8 protein-coding genes, 22 tRNA genes and 3 rRNA genes are annotated in these 17,278 nt (G+C 42.7%); 31 read left to right on the forward strand and 2 right to left on the reverse strand.

What is annotated here, in order from left to right; genetic code table 11:
• Positions 1 to 55 precede the first annotated feature (55 nt).
• The gene (locus JFU18_RS18565) at positions 56 to 739 is read right to left on the reverse strand and encodes an MgtC/SapB family protein (protein ID WP_002143579.1); all 684 of its coding nucleotides are present in this window, start codon (positions 737 to 739) and stop codon (positions 56 to 58) included.
• A 551-nt stretch (positions 740 to 1,290) separates the two neighbouring features.
• On the opposite strand from JFU18_RS18565, the gene JFU18_RS18570 reads away from it, so the two are divergent.
• The 25 genes from JFU18_RS18570 to JFU18_RS18690 all read left to right on the forward strand — a co-directional run bounded on the left by JFU18_RS18570 (position 1,291) and on the right by JFU18_RS18690 (position 8,101).
• Positions 1,291 to 2,842, forward strand: a 16S ribosomal RNA gene (locus tag JFU18_RS18570).
• A gap of 146 nt (positions 2,843 to 2,988) precedes the next feature.
• Positions 2,989 to 5,913 (forward strand): 23S ribosomal RNA (locus JFU18_RS18575).
• A gap of 101 nt (positions 5,914 to 6,014) precedes the next feature.
• Positions 6,015 to 6,130 (forward strand): 5S ribosomal RNA (gene rrf, locus JFU18_RS18580).
• The 16S, 23S and 5S rRNA genes sit together here with 22 tRNA genes alongside, the layout of an rRNA operon.
• A 5-nt stretch (positions 6,131 to 6,135) precedes the next feature.
• Positions 6,136 to 6,211: transfer RNA gene (locus JFU18_RS18585), tRNA-Val, on the forward strand.
• A 4-nt stretch (positions 6,212 to 6,215) separates the two neighbouring features.
• Positions 6,216 to 6,291 (forward strand) — tRNA-Thr (locus JFU18_RS18590).
• A 10-nt stretch (positions 6,292 to 6,301) separates the two neighbouring features.
• Positions 6,302 to 6,377 (forward strand) — tRNA-His (locus JFU18_RS18595).
• A 24-nt stretch (positions 6,378 to 6,401) separates the two neighbouring features.
• Positions 6,402 to 6,482: transfer RNA gene (locus JFU18_RS18600), tRNA-Leu, on the forward strand.
• 29 nt (positions 6,483 to 6,511) lie between these two features.
• A tRNA-Gly gene (locus JFU18_RS18605) sits at positions 6,512 to 6,586 on the forward strand.
• 16 nt (positions 6,587 to 6,602) lie between these two features.
• Positions 6,603 to 6,691 (forward strand) — tRNA-Leu (locus JFU18_RS18610).
• Between the two features lie 3 nt (positions 6,692 to 6,694).
• A tRNA-Arg gene (locus tag JFU18_RS18615) sits at positions 6,695 to 6,768 on the forward strand.
• 11 nt (positions 6,769 to 6,779) lie between these two features.
• Positions 6,780 to 6,853, forward strand: a tRNA-Pro gene (locus JFU18_RS18620).
• A gap of 14 nt (positions 6,854 to 6,867) precedes the next feature.
• Positions 6,868 to 6,940: transfer RNA gene (locus JFU18_RS18625), tRNA-Ala, on the forward strand.
• Between the two features lie 20 nt (positions 6,941 to 6,960).
• A tRNA-Met gene (locus JFU18_RS18630) sits at positions 6,961 to 7,037 on the forward strand.
• A 4-nt stretch (positions 7,038 to 7,041) separates the two neighbouring features.
• A tRNA-Ile gene (locus tag JFU18_RS18635) sits at positions 7,042 to 7,118 on the forward strand.
• 17 nt (positions 7,119 to 7,135) lie between these two features.
• Positions 7,136 to 7,228, forward strand: a tRNA-Ser gene (locus JFU18_RS18640).
• Between the two features lie 27 nt (positions 7,229 to 7,255).
• A tRNA-Met gene (locus JFU18_RS18645) sits at positions 7,256 to 7,332 on the forward strand.
• A gap of 3 nt (positions 7,333 to 7,335) precedes the next feature.
• Positions 7,336 to 7,411 (forward strand) — tRNA-Asp (locus JFU18_RS18650).
• Positions 7,412 to 7,425: 14 nt separating this feature from the next.
• Positions 7,426 to 7,501: transfer RNA gene (locus JFU18_RS18655), tRNA-Phe, on the forward strand.
• 14 nt (positions 7,502 to 7,515) lie between these two features.
• Positions 7,516 to 7,591 (forward strand) — tRNA-Thr (locus JFU18_RS18660).
• A 10-nt stretch (positions 7,592 to 7,601) separates the two neighbouring features.
• A tRNA-Lys gene (locus tag JFU18_RS18665) sits at positions 7,602 to 7,677 on the forward strand.
• A 13-nt stretch (positions 7,678 to 7,690) separates the two neighbouring features.
• A tRNA-Gly gene (locus JFU18_RS18670) sits at positions 7,691 to 7,761 on the forward strand.
• A 6-nt stretch (positions 7,762 to 7,767) separates the two neighbouring features.
• Positions 7,768 to 7,844, forward strand: a tRNA-Ile gene (locus JFU18_RS18675).
• Between the two features lie 7 nt (positions 7,845 to 7,851).
• A tRNA-Asn gene (locus JFU18_RS18680) sits at positions 7,852 to 7,926 on the forward strand.
• A gap of 6 nt (positions 7,927 to 7,932) precedes the next feature.
• A tRNA-Ser gene (locus tag JFU18_RS18685) sits at positions 7,933 to 8,023 on the forward strand.
• A gap of 6 nt (positions 8,024 to 8,029) precedes the next feature.
• Positions 8,030 to 8,101, forward strand: a tRNA-Glu gene (locus tag JFU18_RS18690).
• Between the two features lie 322 nt (positions 8,102 to 8,423).
• Here JFU18_RS18690 and JFU18_RS18695 read toward each other — a convergent pair.
• Entirely contained in the window at positions 8,424 to 9,647 is a 1,224-nt protein-coding gene (locus tag JFU18_RS18695) for an MFS transporter (protein ID WP_201034441.1), read from the reverse strand.
• A gap of 323 nt (positions 9,648 to 9,970) precedes the next feature.
• On the opposite strand from JFU18_RS18695, the gene JFU18_RS18700 reads away from it, so the two are divergent.
• The 6 genes from JFU18_RS18700 (at position 9,971) to glgD (ending at position 17,154) form a co-directional block, all read left to right on the forward strand.
• Positions 9,971 to 10,570 (forward strand): TetR/AcrR family transcriptional regulator, encoded by a 600-nt coding sequence (locus JFU18_RS18700; RefSeq protein ID WP_002067839.1) that lies wholly within the window; start codon positions 9,971 to 9,973, stop codon positions 10,568 to 10,570.
• A gap of 145 nt (positions 10,571 to 10,715) precedes the next feature.
• Entirely contained in the window at positions 10,716 to 10,886 is a 171-nt protein-coding gene (locus tag JFU18_RS18705; protein WP_002067841.1) for a hypothetical protein, read from the forward strand.
• Between the two features lie 620 nt (positions 10,887 to 11,506).
• Positions 11,507 to 12,451 carry an L-lactate dehydrogenase gene (locus tag JFU18_RS18710; protein WP_002089250.1) on the forward strand — a complete coding sequence of 315 codons (945 nt, stop codon included), beginning with the start codon at positions 11,507 to 11,509 and terminating at the stop codon, positions 12,449 to 12,451.
• Between the two features lie 634 nt (positions 12,452 to 13,085).
• Positions 13,086 to 15,023, forward strand: a complete 1,938-nt coding sequence (gene glgB / locus JFU18_RS18715; RefSeq protein WP_085312677.1) for a 1,4-alpha-glucan branching protein GlgB — start codon at positions 13,086 to 13,088, stop codon at positions 15,021 to 15,023.
• Positions 14,971 to 16,101 (forward strand): glucose-1-phosphate adenylyltransferase, encoded by a 1,131-nt coding sequence (gene glgC, locus JFU18_RS18720; protein ID WP_000057600.1) that lies wholly within the window; start codon positions 14,971 to 14,973, stop codon positions 16,099 to 16,101. The genes glgB and glgC overlap by 53 nt, the downstream gene beginning before the upstream one ends.
• A gap of 18 nt (positions 16,102 to 16,119) precedes the next feature.
• Positions 16,120 to 17,154, forward strand: a complete 1,035-nt coding sequence (gene glgD, locus JFU18_RS18725) for a glucose-1-phosphate adenylyltransferase subunit GlgD (RefSeq protein WP_201034440.1) — start codon at positions 16,120 to 16,122, stop codon at positions 17,152 to 17,154.
• The last annotated feature ends 124 nt before the right edge of the window (positions 17,155 to 17,278 follow it).

Below are 17,278 nucleotides of genomic sequence, written 5' to 3' on the forward strand. Positions count from 1 at the left end.
TACCATTATAGAAAAAAGAAAAACTCTCTAATTAAAAAGAGAGTTCATTTCATAATTAATACATACTTTCAACTTCAGTTTGTTGAACACTTTCAAGATGCTGAAGAGCATAATAAACATCAGCAGTATGTCTTTTTTGATCGATAGACAATTTTAAATGTAAATAGTGCGAACCATTTTCCAATGTTTTGAGCTTCATGTTCTTAACTTTTATATCCATTTCTTTTATTTCTTCAATTACGGTCGGGATATTGTCCATATTTCGTACAACGAGTCTCACTGCGATATCACGTTGGCGAAATGATCTAGGACCGACGTATTTCATCGCTAATGGTATAAGTTCTACACTAATCATAAGGAAACACATTCCGAAAATAGCCTCGATATAGAAACCAGCTCCAACGGCAATACCGATGCCAGAAGCACCCCAAATCATAGCGGCGGTCGTTAACCCCGCAATACTATCGTTTCCTCTACGTAAAATTACACCGGCACCTAAAAAACCAATTCCTGATACAATTTGAGCGGCAAGTCGAAGTGGATCCATATTCATATGATCGGTATGTGGTAAGTTGTAAGCTGCTTTAATAGAAACAATAGTTAGGAGGCAACTAATAATAGAAATAACTAAACACGTTTTTAAGCCGAGTGGTTTACGTTTTAATTCGCGCTCTAAACCGATAGCGAATCCTAAAATAGCCGAGAGACCTAGTTTTATTAATAAGTCGGTGTAGTCCATGTATATTCCTCCTTGTATGATATGGTATATGAATAAAACGTTTATCCCACTATTTGCGGGCAGTCAGCCCCGCCTCAAAATTCGCCGAATGCGAGAAAGTTAGGTGGGAGACGACTGCCCGTTAATGCCCGATTGGTGAAGGCTAATAATCAGTGGGGGATTAACACCCCACACTGATTAAAGTTTCACTTTATATAGAAAGAAACGTTTTTGACAGAGTGACTTTCTATAGAATATATGTAGGAATTACTTAGAAATGAAAGAGATGTTTCGTTTAAGTATATGATATTAAAAAAGAAATGTAGTTGGTTTCAAAAAAGTTTTCAAAAGGTGTTGCATTTCATTTTTTCACATGATATATTAATAAACGTCGCTGATGCAGAAACGCAGAAAACGACAAAAAAGAAATTGAAAAACATAGTTGACATCGAAAAATGAAGATGTTAATATGATGAAGTCGCTTCTGAAGCGGCAGATAAGTTCTTTGAAAACTGAACGAAACAAACAACGTGAACGTCAATTTTTATTTTTAGATGCTAGACAAACTAACTTTATTGGAGAGTTTGATCCTGGCTCAGGATGAACGCTGGCGGCGTGCCTAATACATGCAAGTCGAGCGAATGGATTAAGAGCTTGCTCTTATGAAGTTAGCGGCGGACGGGTGAGTAACACGTGGGTAACCTACCCATAAGACTGGGATAACTCCGGGAAACCGGGGCTAATACCGGATAATATTTTGAACTGCATAGTTCGAAATTGAAAGGCGGCTTCGGCTGTCACTTATGGATGGACCCGCGTCGCATTAGCTAGTTGGTGAGGTAACGGCTCACCAAGGCGACGATGCGTAGCCGACCTGAGAGGGTGATCGGCCACACTGGGACTGAGACACGGCCCAGACTCCTACGGGAGGCAGCAGTAGGGAATCTTCCGCAATGGACGAAAGTCTGACGGAGCAACGCCGCGTGAGTGATGAAGGCTTTCGGGTCGTAAAACTCTGTTGTTAGGGAAGAACAAGTGCTAGTTGAATAAGCCGGCACCTTGACGGTACCTAACCAGAAAGCCACGGCTAACTACGTGCCGACAGCCGCGGTAATACGTAGGTGGCAAGCGTTATCCGGAATTATTGGGCGTAAAGCGCGCGCAGGTGGTTTCTTAAGTCTGATGTGAAAGCCCACGGCTCAACCGTGGAGGGTCATTGGAAACTGGGAGACTTGAGTGCAGAAGAGGAAAGTGGAATTCCATGTGTAGCGGTGAAATGCGTAGAGATATGGAGGAACACCAGTGGCGAAGGCGACTTTCTGGTCTGTAACTGACACTGAGGCGCGAAAGCGTGGGGAGCAAACAGGATTAGATACCCTGGTAGTCCACGCCGTAAACGATGAGTGCTAAGTGTTAGAGGGTTTCCGCCCTTTAGTGCTGAAGTTAACGCATTAAGCACTCCGCCTGGGGAGTACGGCCGCAAGGCTGAAACTCAAAGGAATTGACGGGGGCCCGCACAAGCGGTGGAGCATGTGGTTTAATTCGAAGCAACGCGAAGAACCTTACCAGGTCTTGACATCCTCTGAAAACTCTAGAGATAGAGCTTCTCCTTCGGGAGCAGAGTGACAGGTGGTGCATGGTTGTCGTCAGCTCGTGTCGTGAGATGTTGGGTTAAGTCCCGCAACGAGCGCAACCCTTGATCTTAGTTGCCATCATTAAGTTGGGCACTCTAAGGTGACTGCCGGTGACAAACCGGAGGAAGGTGGGGATGACGTCAAATCATCATGCCCCTTATGACCTGGGCTACACACGTGCTACAATGGACGGTACAAAGAGCTGCAAGACCGCGAGGTGGAGCTAATCTCATAAAACCGTTCTCAGTTCGGATTGTAGGCTGCAACTCGCCTACATGAAGTCGGAATCGCTAGTAATCGCGGATCAGCATGCCGCGGTGAATACGTTCCCGGGCCTTGTACACACCGCCCGTCACACCACGAGAGTTTGTAACACCCGAAGTCGGTGGGGTAACCTTTATGGAGCCGACCGCCTAAGGTGGGACAGATGATTGGGGTGAAGTCGTAACAAGGTAGCCGTATCGGAAGGTGCGGCTGGATCACCTCCTTTCTATGGAGAATTGATGAACGCAGTTCATCAATAAACGTTGACTTGTTTTGTTTCGTTCAGTTTTGAGAGAACTATCTCTCAAGTTTAAATGTATGTTCTTTGAAAACTAGATAACAGTGTAGCTCATATTTTTTTAATTTTAGTTTGGTTAAGTTAGAAAGGGCGCACGGTGGATGCCTTGACACTAGGAGTCGATGAAGGACGGGACTAACGCCGATATGCTTCGGGGAGCTGTAAGTAAGCTTTGATCCGAAGATTTCCGAATGGGGAAACCCACTATACGTAATGGTATGGTATCCTTACCTGAATACATAGGGTATGGAAGACAGACCCAGGGAACTGAAACATCTAAGTACCTGGAGGAAGAGAAAGCAAATGCGATTTCCTGAGTAGCGGCGAGCGAAACGGAATCTAGCCCAAACCAAGAGGCTTGCCTCTTGGGGTTGTAGGACATTCTATACGGAGTTACAAAGGAACGAGGTAGACGAAGCGACCTGGAAAGGTCCGTCACAGAGGGTAATAACCCCGTAGTCGAAACTTCGTTCTCTCTTGAATGTATCCTGAGTACGGCGGAACACGTGAAATTCCGTCGGAATCTGGGAGGACCATCTCCCAAGGCTAAATACTCCCTAGTGATCGATAGTGAACCAGTACCGTGAGGGAAAGGTGAAAAGCACCCCGGAAGGGGAGTGAAAGAGATCCTGAAACCGTGTGCCTACAAATAGTCAGAGCCCGTTAATGGGTGATGGCGTGCCTTTTGTAGAATGAACCGGCGAGTTACGATCCCGTGCGAGGTTAAGCTGAAGAGGCGGAGCCGCAGCGAAAGCGAGTCTGAATAGGGCGTTTAGTACGTGGTCGTAGACCCGAAACCAGGTGATCTACCCATGTCCAGGGTGAAGTTCAGGTAACACTGAATGGAGGCCCGAACCCACGCACGTTGAAAAGTGCGGGGATGAGGTGTGGGTAGCGGAGAAATTCCAATCGAACCTGGAGATAGTCGGTTCTCCCCGAAATAGCTTTAGGGCTAGCCTTAAGTGTAAGAGTCTTGGAGGTAGAGCACTGATTGAACTAGGGGTCCTCATCGGATTACCGAATTCAGTCAAACTCCGAATGCCAATGACTTATCCTTAGGAGTCAGACTGCGAGTGATAAGATCCGTAGTCAAGAGGGAAACAGCCCAGATCGCCAGCTAAGGTCCCAAAGTGTGTATTAAGTGGAAAAGGATGTGGAGTTGCTTAGACAACTAGGATGTTGGCTCAGAAGCAGCCACCATTTAAAGAGTGCGTAATAGCTCACTAGTCGAGTGACTCTGCGCCGAAAATGTACCGGGGCTAAATACACCACCGAAGCTGCGAATTGATACCAATGGTATCAGTGGTAGGGGAGCGTTCTAAGTGCAGTGAAGTCAGACCGGAAGGACTGGTGGAGCGCTTAGAAGTGAGAATGCCGGTATGAGTAGCGAAAGACGGGTGAGAATCCCGTCCACCGAATGCCTAAGGTTTCCTGAGGAAGGCTCGTCCGCTCAGGGTTAGTCAGGACCTAAGCCGAGGCCGACAGGCGTAGGCGATGGACAACAGGTTGATATTCCTGTACCACCTCTTTATCGTTTGAGCAATGGAGGGACGCAGAAGGATAGAAGAAGCGTGCGATTGGTTGTGCACGTCCAAGCAGTTAGGCTGATAAGTAGGCAAATCCGCTTATCGTGAAGGCTGAGCTGTGATGGGGAAGCTCCTTATGGAGCGAAGTCTTTGATTCCCCGCTGCCAAGAAAAGCTTCTAGCGAGATAAAAGGTGCCTGTACCGCAAACCGACACAGGTAGGCGAGGAGAGAATCCTAAGGTGTGCGAGAGAACTCTGGTTAAGGAACTCGGCAAAATGACCCCGTAACTTCGGGAGAAGGGGTGCTTTCTTAACGGAAAGCCGCAGTGAATAGGCCCAAGCGACTGTTTAGCAAAAACACAGGTCTCTGCGAAGCCGTAAGGCGAAGTATAGGGGCTGACACCTGCCCGGTGCTTCGGAAGGTTAAGGAGAGGGGTTAGCGTAAGCGAAGCTCTGAACTGAAGCCCCAGTAAACGGCGGCCGTAACTATAACGGTCCTAAGGTAGCGAAATTCCTTGTCGGGTAAGTTCCGACCCGCACGAAAGGTGTAACGATTTGGGCACTGTCTCAACCAGAGACTCGGTGAAATTATAGTACCTGTGAAGATGCAGGTTACCCGCGACAGGACGGAAAGACCCCGTGGAGCTTTACTGTAGCCTGATATTGAATTTTGGTACAGTTTGTACAGGATAGGCGGGAGCCATTGAAACCGGAGCGCTAGCTTCGGTGGAGGCGGCGGTGGGATACCGCCCTGACTGTATTGAAATTCTAACCTACGGGTCTCATCGACCCGGGAGACAGTGTCAGGTGGGCAGTTTGACTGGGGCGGTCGCCTCCTAAAGTGTAACGGAGGCGCCCAAAGGTTCCCTCAGAATGGTTGGAAATCATTCGTAGAGTGCAAAGGCATAAGGGAGCTTGACTGCGAGACCTACAAGTCGAGCAGGGACGAAAGTCGGGCTTAGTGATCCGGTGGTTCCGCATGGAAGGGCCATCGCTCAACGGATAAAAGCTACCCCGGGGATAACAGGCTTATCTCCCCCAAGAGTCCACATCGACGGGGAGGTTTGGCACCTCGATGTCGGCTCATCGCATCCTGGGGCTGTAGTCGGTCCCAAGGGTTGGGCTGTTCGCCCATTAAAGCGGTACGCGAGCTGGGTTCAGAACGTCGTGAGACAGTTCGGTCCCTATCCGTCGTGGGCGCAGGAAATTTGAGAGGAGCTGTCCTTAGTACGAGAGGACCGGGATGGACGCACCGGCCGGTGTACCAGTTGTTCTGCCAAGGGCATAGCTGGGTAGCTATGTGCGGAAGGGATAAATGCTGAAAGCATCTAAGCATGAAGCCCCCCTCAAGATGAGATTTCCCATAGCGTAAGCTAGTAAGATCCCTGAAAGATGATCAGGTTGATAGGTTCGAGGTGGAAGCATGGTGACATGTGGAGCTGACGAATACTAATAGATCGAGGACTTAACCATATAATATGAAGCAATGTTATCTAGTTTTGAAAGAATATAAAAAACTTGTTGACTTTAAATGTCGAATAAGTTATGATAATTCTTGTCTTAAATGAATACAGTCTGGTAATGATGGCAGAGAGGTCACACCCGTTCCCATACCGAACACGGAAGTTAAGCTCTCTAGCGCCGATGGTAGTTGGGACCTTGTCCCTGTGAGAGTAGGACGTTGCCAGGCAATTCGGAGGATTAGCTCAGCTGGGAGAGCACCTGCCTTACAAGCAGGGGGTCGGCGGTTCGATCCCGTCATCCTCCACCATTTAGCCGACTTAGCTCAATTGGTAGAGCAACTGACTTGTAATCAGTAGGTTGGGGGTTCAAGTCCTCTAGTCGGCACCAGAAAATCATGGCGGTTGTGGCGAAGTGGTTAACGCACCGGATTGTGGCTCCGGCACTCGTGGGTTCAATTCCCATCAGTCGCCCCATTTTTTCTTTTTAAATTATAATATGCGGGTGTGGCGGAATTGGCAGACGCACTAGACTTAGGATCTAGCGCCTTTGGCGTGGGGGTTCGACTCCCTTCACCCGCACTTTTAATAAAATAACTCAAACATGTCTTGCGGAAGTAGTTCAGTGGTAGAATACAACCTTGCCAAGGTTGGGGTCGCGGGTTCGAATCCCGTCTTCCGCTCCAATTTTCAGTATGACATGCCGGGGTGGCGGAACAGGCAGACGCACAGGACTTAAAATCCTGCGGTGGGTGACCACCGTGCGGGTTCGACCCCCGCCCTCGGCACCATATGCGCCCGTAGCTCAATTGGATAGAGCGTTTGACTACGGATCAAGAGGTTAGGGGTTCGACTCCTCTCGGGCGCGTTTTTTATTAACGGGAAGTGGCTCAGCTTGGTAGAGCACCTGGTTTGGGACCAGGGGGTCGCAGGTTCAAATCCTGTCTTCCCGATATTTTCAAAATATGGGGCCTTAGCTCAGCTGGGAGAGCGCCTGCCTTGCACGCAGGAGGTCAGCGGTTCGATCCCGCTAGGCTCCACTTATTTGAATATAAATTATGGCGGTGTAGCTCAGCTGGCTAGAGCGTACGGTTCATACCCGTGAGGTCGGGGGTTCGATCCCCTCCGCCGCTACCATAAAGGACCTTTAGCTCAGCTGGTTAGAGCAGACGGCTCATAACCGTCCGGTCGTAGGTTCGAGTCCTACAAGGTCCACCACTCAAAGTTCATATCTCGGAGGTATACCCAAGTTCGGCTGAAGGGATCGGTCTTGAAAACCGACAGGCGGCGAGAGTCGCGCGGGGGTTCGAATCCCTCTACCTCCTCCATTTTTTCTAAATTAAATATTATATCATCGCGGGGTGGAGCAGTACGGTAGCTCGTCGGGCTCATAACCCGAAGGTCGCAGGTTCAAATCCTGTCCCCGCAACCAAATGGTCCCGTGGTGTAGTGGTTAACATGCCTGCCTGTCACGCAGGAGATCGCCGGTTCGACCCCGGTCGGGACCGCCATTTTTTTACATAAAGGCTCGGTAGCTCAGTCGGTAGAGCAGAGGACTGAAAATCCTCGTGTCGGCGGTTCGATTCCGTCCCGAGCCACCATTTTGAAATCGCAAGCCGGCTTAGCTCAATTGGTAGAGCAACTGACTTGTAATCAGTAGGTTGGGGGTTCAAGTCCTCTAGCCGGCACCACTTTCAAAATGAGCCATTAGCTCAGTTGGTAGAGCATCTGACTTTTAATCAGAGGGTCGAAGGTTCGAATCCTTCATGGCTCACCATTTTTAATTTAATGCGGGTGTAGTTTAGTGGTAAAACAAGAGCCTTCCAAGCTCTGGTCGAGAGTTCGATTCTCTTCACCCGCTTTTTATGGGCCTATAGCTCAGCTGGTTAGAGCGCACGCCTGATAAGCGTGAGGTCGATGGTTCGAGTCCATTTAGGCCCACCATAATTATTCCGCAGTAGCTCAGTGGTAGAGCTATCGGCTGTTAACCGATCGGTCGTAGGTTCGAGTCCTACCTGCGGAGCCATATTATAGAGAAGTACCCAAGTGGCTCAAGGGGCTCCCCTGCTAAGGGAGTAGATCGCGAACGCGGTGCGAGGGTTCGAATCCCTTCTTCTCTGCCAGATTTTGGCCCGTTGGTCAAGTGGTTAAGACACCGCCCTTTCACGGCGGTAACACGGGTTCGAATCCCGTACGGGTCATACTAAAAGAGATAGCATAATCTGCTATCTCTTTTTTGTTGTATAAAAGTGGACTTTTGATAGTCTGCTTTTTTTTATAGATTTTTGTATACTTTTTTCTATTTGAACCGTCTAACTAATAGAAAGGAGAGAGCGATGGAGTATGAAAAGGTCATTATAGAAACATCAAAAAGTATTTATAGATATTTGCTTAAAATTGGAGTAACACCAAGCAGAAGCAGAGGATATCGTTCAAGATACGATACAAAAAAGTTATATTAATTTAAATGGGATTACCTCTTCTTATACATAAGAAGAGGTAATCCTATTTTTTGAATATGTTTTAACTCTCCGCTGAATGCCCATCCGGTTTCATAACAGCATGACTATATGCGGAGTGGAGAGTTTTGTATCCTAAAAGTGCAATAATTAAGGCAAGGCCTCCTGCAATAATAGCCACACTAAATCCTGCGCGAGCTCCAAAAGTATCAATAACTAAACCAGCTACCGCTGATCCTAGAGAGACTCCAATACCAAGTCCTGTAATTGCCCAGGTCATTCCTTCGGTTATTTTTGATTCAGGTACGATTTTTTCCACCAGTCCCATAGTAATAATCATAGTAGGGGCAACAGATAAGCCTGCAAAGAAAACAATAACTACTAGCCAAGCAATAGTGTTTACGAAAACTAGTGGCAGCATTGTTACCATTGATAGTGTGACTGCTATTAAAAATTGATTATATGGTGGAGTACTGAGTTTAAGAGTGCCGAAAATAAGACCTGCCAGGCATGAACCGATTGCATAGACGGAAAGCACAAAGCTAGCAGCTACTGTGTTTCCTTGATGCTCAGCAAAAGCCACACTAACTACATCTATTGTGCCAAATATAGTACCTATAGCGATGAGTGTGAATACAAGCACTCGTAATGTACCAATTTTAAATACTGTTCCTTTGTTTGTAATGTCGTGGGGATGTACATGTGGTTCTGTGCTTTTTTGCATGGTGAATAGGCATACCCCGATTGTAAGAAAAACAGATGATAAAAGTGGGCCTGCTTCTGGGAAGAACATAACACTTAAACTGACGGATAATACAGGACCAATGATGAAGCAAAGTTCATCGACGACCGATTCGAAGGAAAATGCTGTATGCAATTTATGAGATCCACGGTATAGTTTAGTCCAACGTGCACGTACCATGGCCGACATGTTGGGCATACAACCCGCACATAAGGCGGATAGAAATAGCGTCCAATAAGGAGCCTCATATTTCGTACATAGAAGTAAGAGAATCGTAAAGAAAACACTGATACCTGTAGTCGGAAGAAGTATACGAGATTGCCCTAATTGATCAGCCATACGAGAAATATGAGGAGCTAGTAAAGCTGATGATAATGTGAAGGTGGCTGCAACGGCTCCGGCAAGCCAATAGTCACCACGTAACTGAGATAACATTGTAACAATACCAATCCCCATCATTGATATGGGCATCCGAGCTATAAAGCCTGCTAATGAGAATCCTTTTGTACCAGAAGCACTGAAAATCTCACGGTAGGAATTAAACATAATAATCACCAAAGTATTTGACGTTTACATATACATTCTTCATTCTTGTAACTCCTCCTCTGTGTCGTTAATACCTTCTATAAAAAGGGACAGTGAGTCAATTTAGGGTATAAGTAAGAAGTTAGATTATCTTATAAGCTAGAAATAATTGACATACGCACCGTATGCCAATATCATATTAACATACGGTGCGTATGTCAATTGAAATGTTTTATCTCTGGATAGAGAGCTGACATTCAAAGGAGTTATTCTTTTACATAGAGAACGATACTATAATGGGATTCATTTTGAATAAAGAGAATGAATAGAAGTAGGAGGAAAAGATGGTTAAAAAAACAAGAGCAGAAATGATCATTGAAACACGCGCTAAATTGCTGAGTGCAGCAAGAGAGGCTTTCGGTACAGTTGGATATGTAAACACATCTATGGATGATTTTACTGCATCTGTCGGTTTAACGCGTGGTGCAATTTATCATCATTTTGGCGATAAAAAAGGATTGCTAGAAGCAGTTGTAAAAGAAATTGATATGGAAATGGATAATAAATTACGGAAAGTATCAGATGAGGCGGAAGGAAATTGGGAAGGATTTGTTGGGCGCTGTCGAGCTTATTTAACGATGGCACTTGATCCAGAAATTCAGAGAATCGTACTTCGGGATGCACCAGCAGTATTAGGAACTAGCTATTATCAATCATCACAGTCACAATGTTTAGCAACAATGGGTAATATGCTTCTGCAATTGATGCAGGAGCATATTATTGAAAAAACAGACTGTGAAGCTTTAGCACGGCTCATAAATGGGGGATTAGTGGACCTCGCTTGTTGGATTGCGAATTCTGAAGATGCCGAGGCACAGTTGTCTAAAGCTTTACATAGCCTATCACTTATATTGAATGGTTTGGTGTTAGAAATGAATGCATGATCTTAACGGATATTTTTAAAATTGATATACAGTAATTGTTAAAATGGAGGTGATACAGCGCATGTTAATTTATTTGCTCCTTTCGCATTAGCAGGCTGTTTATTTATATGGATAGGAAGTAATATATTGAAAAAAGAATGAAAGGGTGTTAGCAAGACGAGTAGGTGTAGTAGTTATTCTATTTGGAGTAGAAACAATATTGTTTCCACCAGTTGCATTTTTCTTCAACGTTGAGGGATTTTACTTTGGTATTTTAGCTGGGGTAGATATTGTTGTTGTATTTATTCTTCTCATAGTAGATCAGCTGGAAGTTTAATATGTTACGTTTTGCTTACTTGTATCTTGGAAAATGGTTTGTAGAATAGATTCCCATATGCTTAGGGCATCAGGGAAGAAATGCCCAGTTTCGTTTATCCCGCATTAACGGGCAGTAAGACCCCCACCTCAAAATTCAGCGAAAGCAAAGAAGTTAGGTGGGGGATCAACTGCCCGTAAAAGCCCGATTGGTTCAACTAATAATCAGTGGGGGATGAACAAAACCCCCACTGATTAAAGTTTCACTTTATATAGTGTGTTACTGCATGAGGAGTAGTTTGAGGCTACTCTTTTATTTCTTCTATTGATGAAACGATATTATCTGTACGTTGCTAAAAATGGAGAGGGGTAAAAACATTTTTAAAGTGGTAATTAAACTTGTTTATTTCGATTCACAATCTTTATAAAACATCTTCATTGGTATTGATTCCACACTTGATCTAATCATTTTACACTCTATGTGAAAAAGTTCACAAATAGGTCATAATTTGTGAAGGGATTCACAATGATCCGTGCTACAATATGTATGTAAAGAAGTTAAACAACATTAAATTAGTATTTTAATTAATTACTTAAACAATAATAAAAAATAGATGTAAACAATTGAAAGGGGAAATTAACATGAAAAAAGGTATCAATCGCGTAGTATTAGTAGGAACAGGAGCTGTAGGTTGTAGTTACGCTTACTCAATGATCAACCAAGGTGTAGCTGAAGAATTCGTACTAGTAGATGTTAATGAAGCAAAAGCAGAAGGAGAAGCAATGGACTTAAGCCATGCGGTACCATTCTCTCCAGCACCAACAAAAGTTTGGAGCGGTAGCTATGCAGATTGCAAAGATGCAGATTTAGTAGTTATCACTGCTGGATTACCACAAAAGCCAGGCGAAACTCGTTTAGACTTAGTTGAGAAAAATACAAAGATCTTTAAACAAATCGTTCGCGGCATTATGGATAGCGGATTCGATGGAATCTTCTTAATCGCAACTAACCCAGTTGATATTTTAACTTACGTAACTTGGAAAGAATCTGGTTTACCGAAAGAGCGCGTAATCGGTTCTGGTACTACTTTAGACTCTGCTCGTTTCCGTTACATGTTAGGTGACTACTTAGATGTAGATCCACGTAACGTTCATGCTTACATCGTTGGTGAGCATGGTGACACTGAACTTCCAGTATGGAGCCACGCTACTGTAGGTGTACAAAAACTAGAAACAATCTTAGCGAACAACGAACAGTATAACCAAGAAGATTTAGATAAAATCTTTGAAAATGTACGCGATGCAGCTTACCACATTATTGAGCGTAAAGGCGCAACTTACTACGGAATCGGTATGTCACTACTTCGTGTAACTAAAGCGATCTTAAGCAACGAGAACAGCGTATTAACTGTATCTGCATACCTTGAAGGTCAATATGGTGAGAAAGATGCTTACGTAGGTGTTCCAGCTGTTATTAACCGCGAAGGTGTACGTGAAATCGTAGAACTTGAATTAAACGAAGAAGAAAAAGTGAAGTTCGCTCATTCTGTAAAAGTATTAAAAGAAACAATGGCACCAGTACTATAATAATTGCTAAATAATTCAGAGGCGGGAAACTGCTTCCTACCTCTGAGTTTTTATATAATTTAATATAAATTCCTTTTCCGGTTTCCCTTGTATATCCCCAATATACCCCTTTTGCTGGAGAAGGGTCGTTTATAGAAAAAGCACTCTATTTTTGAATAGAGTGCTTTTGTGCGTTATCCCACTATTTGCGAGCAGAGTTTCACCTTATTCTTTAGGAGTTAACCTTGTGGCGATTTTTCCAAAACGGCATTTATCTTCCGCATACTCATTAGATATTCCTTGAGGTGGGAGTTTTCCGTCGGGAAGTGATAAAATTTGGGACAAAAAATGTTGAGAAATATTTTTAAACAATAGATTATTTCGCATGTATTTTACGTGAGAAATAGCGTGAAAAATGGAGAAAAGCCAATAAAATAAATATTGAGCAAAAATGAAAGGTGAGAAATAGTAAGGGGAATAAAGCGTTTGCAATGAATATTCGTCAAAATTCGATAATTTACACGGAAAATGTGAATATTTTAAGTGAAATTTAAGAAAAAAACGAATATTTTTTAAAAAATAACAAGGATATTTCAGTTTTTCGCAGAAATGATAAAGAGTAAAAAATTTCTGTCATCTTAGTGAGGTGAACATATTGGATGTAATAAATTGTGAAGAAGTGAAACGAGATGAGTTTCATACAGAAAAGTACTATGACAGTTATAACATCTTTGGGGCACATATTGTGACGGAAGATGGGATGCGAGGTGTACGATTCACAGTATGGGCTCCTCATGCGAAAGCAATGAGTGTTGTTGGGGATTTTAATGAATGGGATTATGAGCAACATAAGATGCTACAAGTGACAGAAGAGGGGATTTGGTCCTTGTTTGCACCGCATATTGAAGAGAATGATATATATAAGTATGCGATTGAAACGATGGACGGTGACGTTATTTTAAAAGCGGATCCTTATGCAGTATATGCAGAAGTAAGACCAAATACGGCATCTGTAGTTTTTGATATAGAGGGATATGAATGGAATGATAAAAACTGGATTCGTAAGAGAAAGAAAAAATCGATTTATAAAGAAGCGATGACAGTTTATGAATTACATTTCGGTTCTTGGAAAAAGAAAGAGGATGGCGCTCTGTATTCTTACAGAGAAATGGCCGAGGAGCTCATTCCGTATGTGGTGGAACATCAATTTACACATATTGAAATTATGCCGCTTGTTGAGCATCCATATGATCGTTCTTGGGGATATCAGGGAACAGGATATTATGCAGCGACAAGTAGATTCGGCACGCCACATGATTTGATGTATTTTGTCGATGAATGTCATAAATATGGAATCGGTGTCATTTTAGATTGGGTACCGGGGCATTTTTGTAAAGATGCTCACGGTTTATATTTGTTTGATGGGACACCGACTTATGAATATAAAGATAGAGACGTACAAGAAAACCTTGTATGGGGAACTGTTAATTTTGATTTAGGGAAGAGAGAAGTACGTAATTTCTTAATTTCAAATGCGTTATTTTGGATGAGGCATTTCCATATTGATGGTTTCAGGGTAGATGCAGTTGCGAATATGCTGTACTGGAATAAAGAAGGAAAAGAGCAAAGCAATGAACATGCTGTTTCTTTCTTACGAGAGTTAAATGAAGCCGTGTTTGCAGAAGATGAAGAGTTTCTTATGACAGCGGAAGATTCAACAGCTTGGCCACTTGTAACAGCTCCAACATACGAGGGTGGACTTGGATTCAATTATAAATGGAATATGGGTTGGATGAATGATGTGCTGAAATATATGGAATGTGCGCCAGAGTACCGGAAATACATTCATGAGAAAATGACATTCTCTTTAATATATGCTCACTCTGAAAACTTCATATTGCCGCTTTCTCATGATGAAGTCGTTCATGGGAAAAAGTCGTTATTAAATAAAATGCCAGGAGATTACTGGGATAAGTTTGCTCAGCTTCGTTTATTATATGGATATTTCTTTACTCATCCAGGTAAGAAATTACTCTTTATGGGTGGAGAATTCGGGCAATTTGATGAGTGGAAAGACCTTGAAGATTTAGATTGGAATTTACATGATTTTGAAATGCATCGTAATATGCATGATTACTTTAAAGAGCTCATAGCATTGTATAAGCGCTCAAAACCACTTTGGCAGTTAGATCACTCGCCTGAAGGATTTCAGTGGATTGATGCTAATAATAATGAGCAAAGTATTTTCTCGTTTATCCGCCAAGGGGATAAGCAGGAAGATGCGTTAGTTGTCGTATGTAATTTTACGAAAGCTACATATGAAAACTATAAAGTAGGTGTACCAGATTTCGAGTACTATAACGAAATTTTAAACAGTGACTCGGCGCAATATGGCGGATCGGGGCAAGTTAATAAGAAACGTCTCAAGACGATTCTAGAGCCATATCATAATCAAGCGGCACATGTAGAAATTACAATTCCACCATTTGGCGTATCCATATTACGACCAGTGAAGACGAGAAAGGGGAGCAAAAAACAAGATGGCTCAAAAACAAAAGTGCGTAGCAATGTTACTAGCAGGGGGAAAAGGTAGTCGTTTAAGTGCATTAACAAAAAATTTAGCCAAGCCAGCTGTTCCATTTGGTGGTAAATATCGCATTATTGATTTTACGTTAAGTAACTGTGCAAACTCCGGTATTGAAACGGTGGGGATTTTAACACAATATCAACCGTTAGAACTTCATAATTATATTGGAATCGGAAATGCTTGGGATCTTGATCGTGTAAATGGTGGAGTCACTGTGTTACCTCCTTATGCGGAGTCTTCAGGTGTGAAGTGGTATACAGGTACGGCAAGTGCTATTTATCAAAACTTAAACTATTTAAGTCAGTATGAACCAGAATATGTCCTTATTTTATCAGGCGATCATATTTATAAAATGGATTACAGCAAAATGCTAGATTACCATATTGAGAAAGAAGCGGACGTTTCGATTTCTGTTATTGAAGTGCCGTGGGATGAAGCAAGTCGCTTTGGCATCATGAATACAAATGAAGAGATGGAAGTTGTTGAATTTGAGGAGAAACCGCAATTTCCAAGAAGTAATCTTGCATCAATGGGAATTTATATTTTTAACTGGGCTATTTTAAAAGAATATTTAGAGATGGATGCAAGAAACCCTGAATCTAGTAATGACTTCGGAAAAGATGTACTTCCGCTCTTGTTAGATGAAGGGAAGAAGTTGATGGCGTATCCATTTGAAGGATATTGGAAAGATGTTGGAACGGTGAAAAGCTTATGGGAAGCGAATATGGATTTACTTCGCGATGAAACATCGTTGAACTTGAACGATCGTAATTGGCGCATTTATTCTGTAAATCCAAACGAGCCGCCTCAATATATTGCAGAACAGGCAAAAGTAGAAGAATCACTTATTAATGAAGGATGCGTCATTGAAGGGGACGTGAAGCATTCTGTTTTATTCCAAGGAGTAACGGTAGAAGAAGGTAGTATGGTAATCGATTCTGTCGTTATGCCTGGGGCAAAGATTGGTAAAAACGTTGTGATTGAAAGAGCGATTGTTGGATCGGAAATGGTTATTGAAGATGGGACAATAATTCGCCCAGAAAAAAATGTTGACGATGTAGTACTAATTGCTGAAGGGAAATAGAAAAGGGGGATGAAATGAATGGGAGAAAAAATGTTAGGAATTATTAATGCAACGGGAAGTTTTCCTTCCTTAAAGAAAGTAACAGGGCATCGTTCATTAGCGGCGTTACCGTTTGGAGGCCGTTACCGACTCATTGATTTCATGCTTTCAAATATGGTGAATTCTAATATTCATAGCGTGGCGGTTTTTACAAGTCATAAAAATCGTTCTTTAATGGATCATGTCGGTTCAGGAAAACAGTGGGATTTAGATAGAAAGCGTGATGGACTGTTTTTATTCCCACCGAACTGCCAATGTGATCATGACGAATTTGGATCTTTTGCACATTTTAGAAGACATATTGATTATTTCCTAAGAAGCAGAGAAGAGTATGTTGTTATTACGAATAGCCATCTTGTAACAGCGTTAAATTTTCAAGCGGTGCTAAAGCGACATATACATACGTCCGCAGATATTACTGAAGTTTGTCATGAAGGGGTTTCGCTTCAAACATATGTGTTAAAGAAACAATTATTGCTAGACTTATTTGAGACATATAAAGATGTGGAGCAATACAGTTTATTTGATGTAGTGAGAGAAAAGAGCGGGAAATCACTGCATATTGCTACGTACGAACATACAGGATATGTAGCTATTATTGATTCTATTGAAAGTTACTATAAACATAGTCTAGAAATTTTGCAGCCTTCTATTTGGAAGCAATTATTTAAGAAAGAAGCACCAATCTTTACGAAAGTAAAAGATGAGCCGCCAACTCGTTATATGAAGGGTGCAGTAGTGAAAAATACGATGATTGCAAACGGTAGTATTATTGAAGGTGAAGTGGAAAATAGTGTTATCTCCCGTTCTGTTAAAATTGGAAAAGGTTCAATTGTTCGTAATAGTATTATTATGCAAAAGAGCAAAATTGGAGATAATTGCATAATAGACGGTGTTATTATTGATAAAGATGTGAAACTTGGCGACGGCGTAGTGTTAAAAGGAAGTGCTGATGAGCCATATGTTGTAGAAAAAGGTAGTGTACAAAGTAGTACAATCAGCAGTTATTCGTAAATAGCAGGTGCATAATTAGTGGGGGATTTAGAAAACCCCCACTAATTAAGGTTTTACTCTATATGAAAACTTGAAGGGAGGAAGCTGTAAGAAGAGCGATTTATGATGTATACGCTTTTCGTGC

Source organism: Bacillus sp. TH22, from assembly GCF_016651015.1.
GTDB classification, from domain to species: Bacteria; Bacillota; Bacilli; order Bacillales; family Bacillaceae_G; genus Bacillus_A; species Bacillus_A mycoides.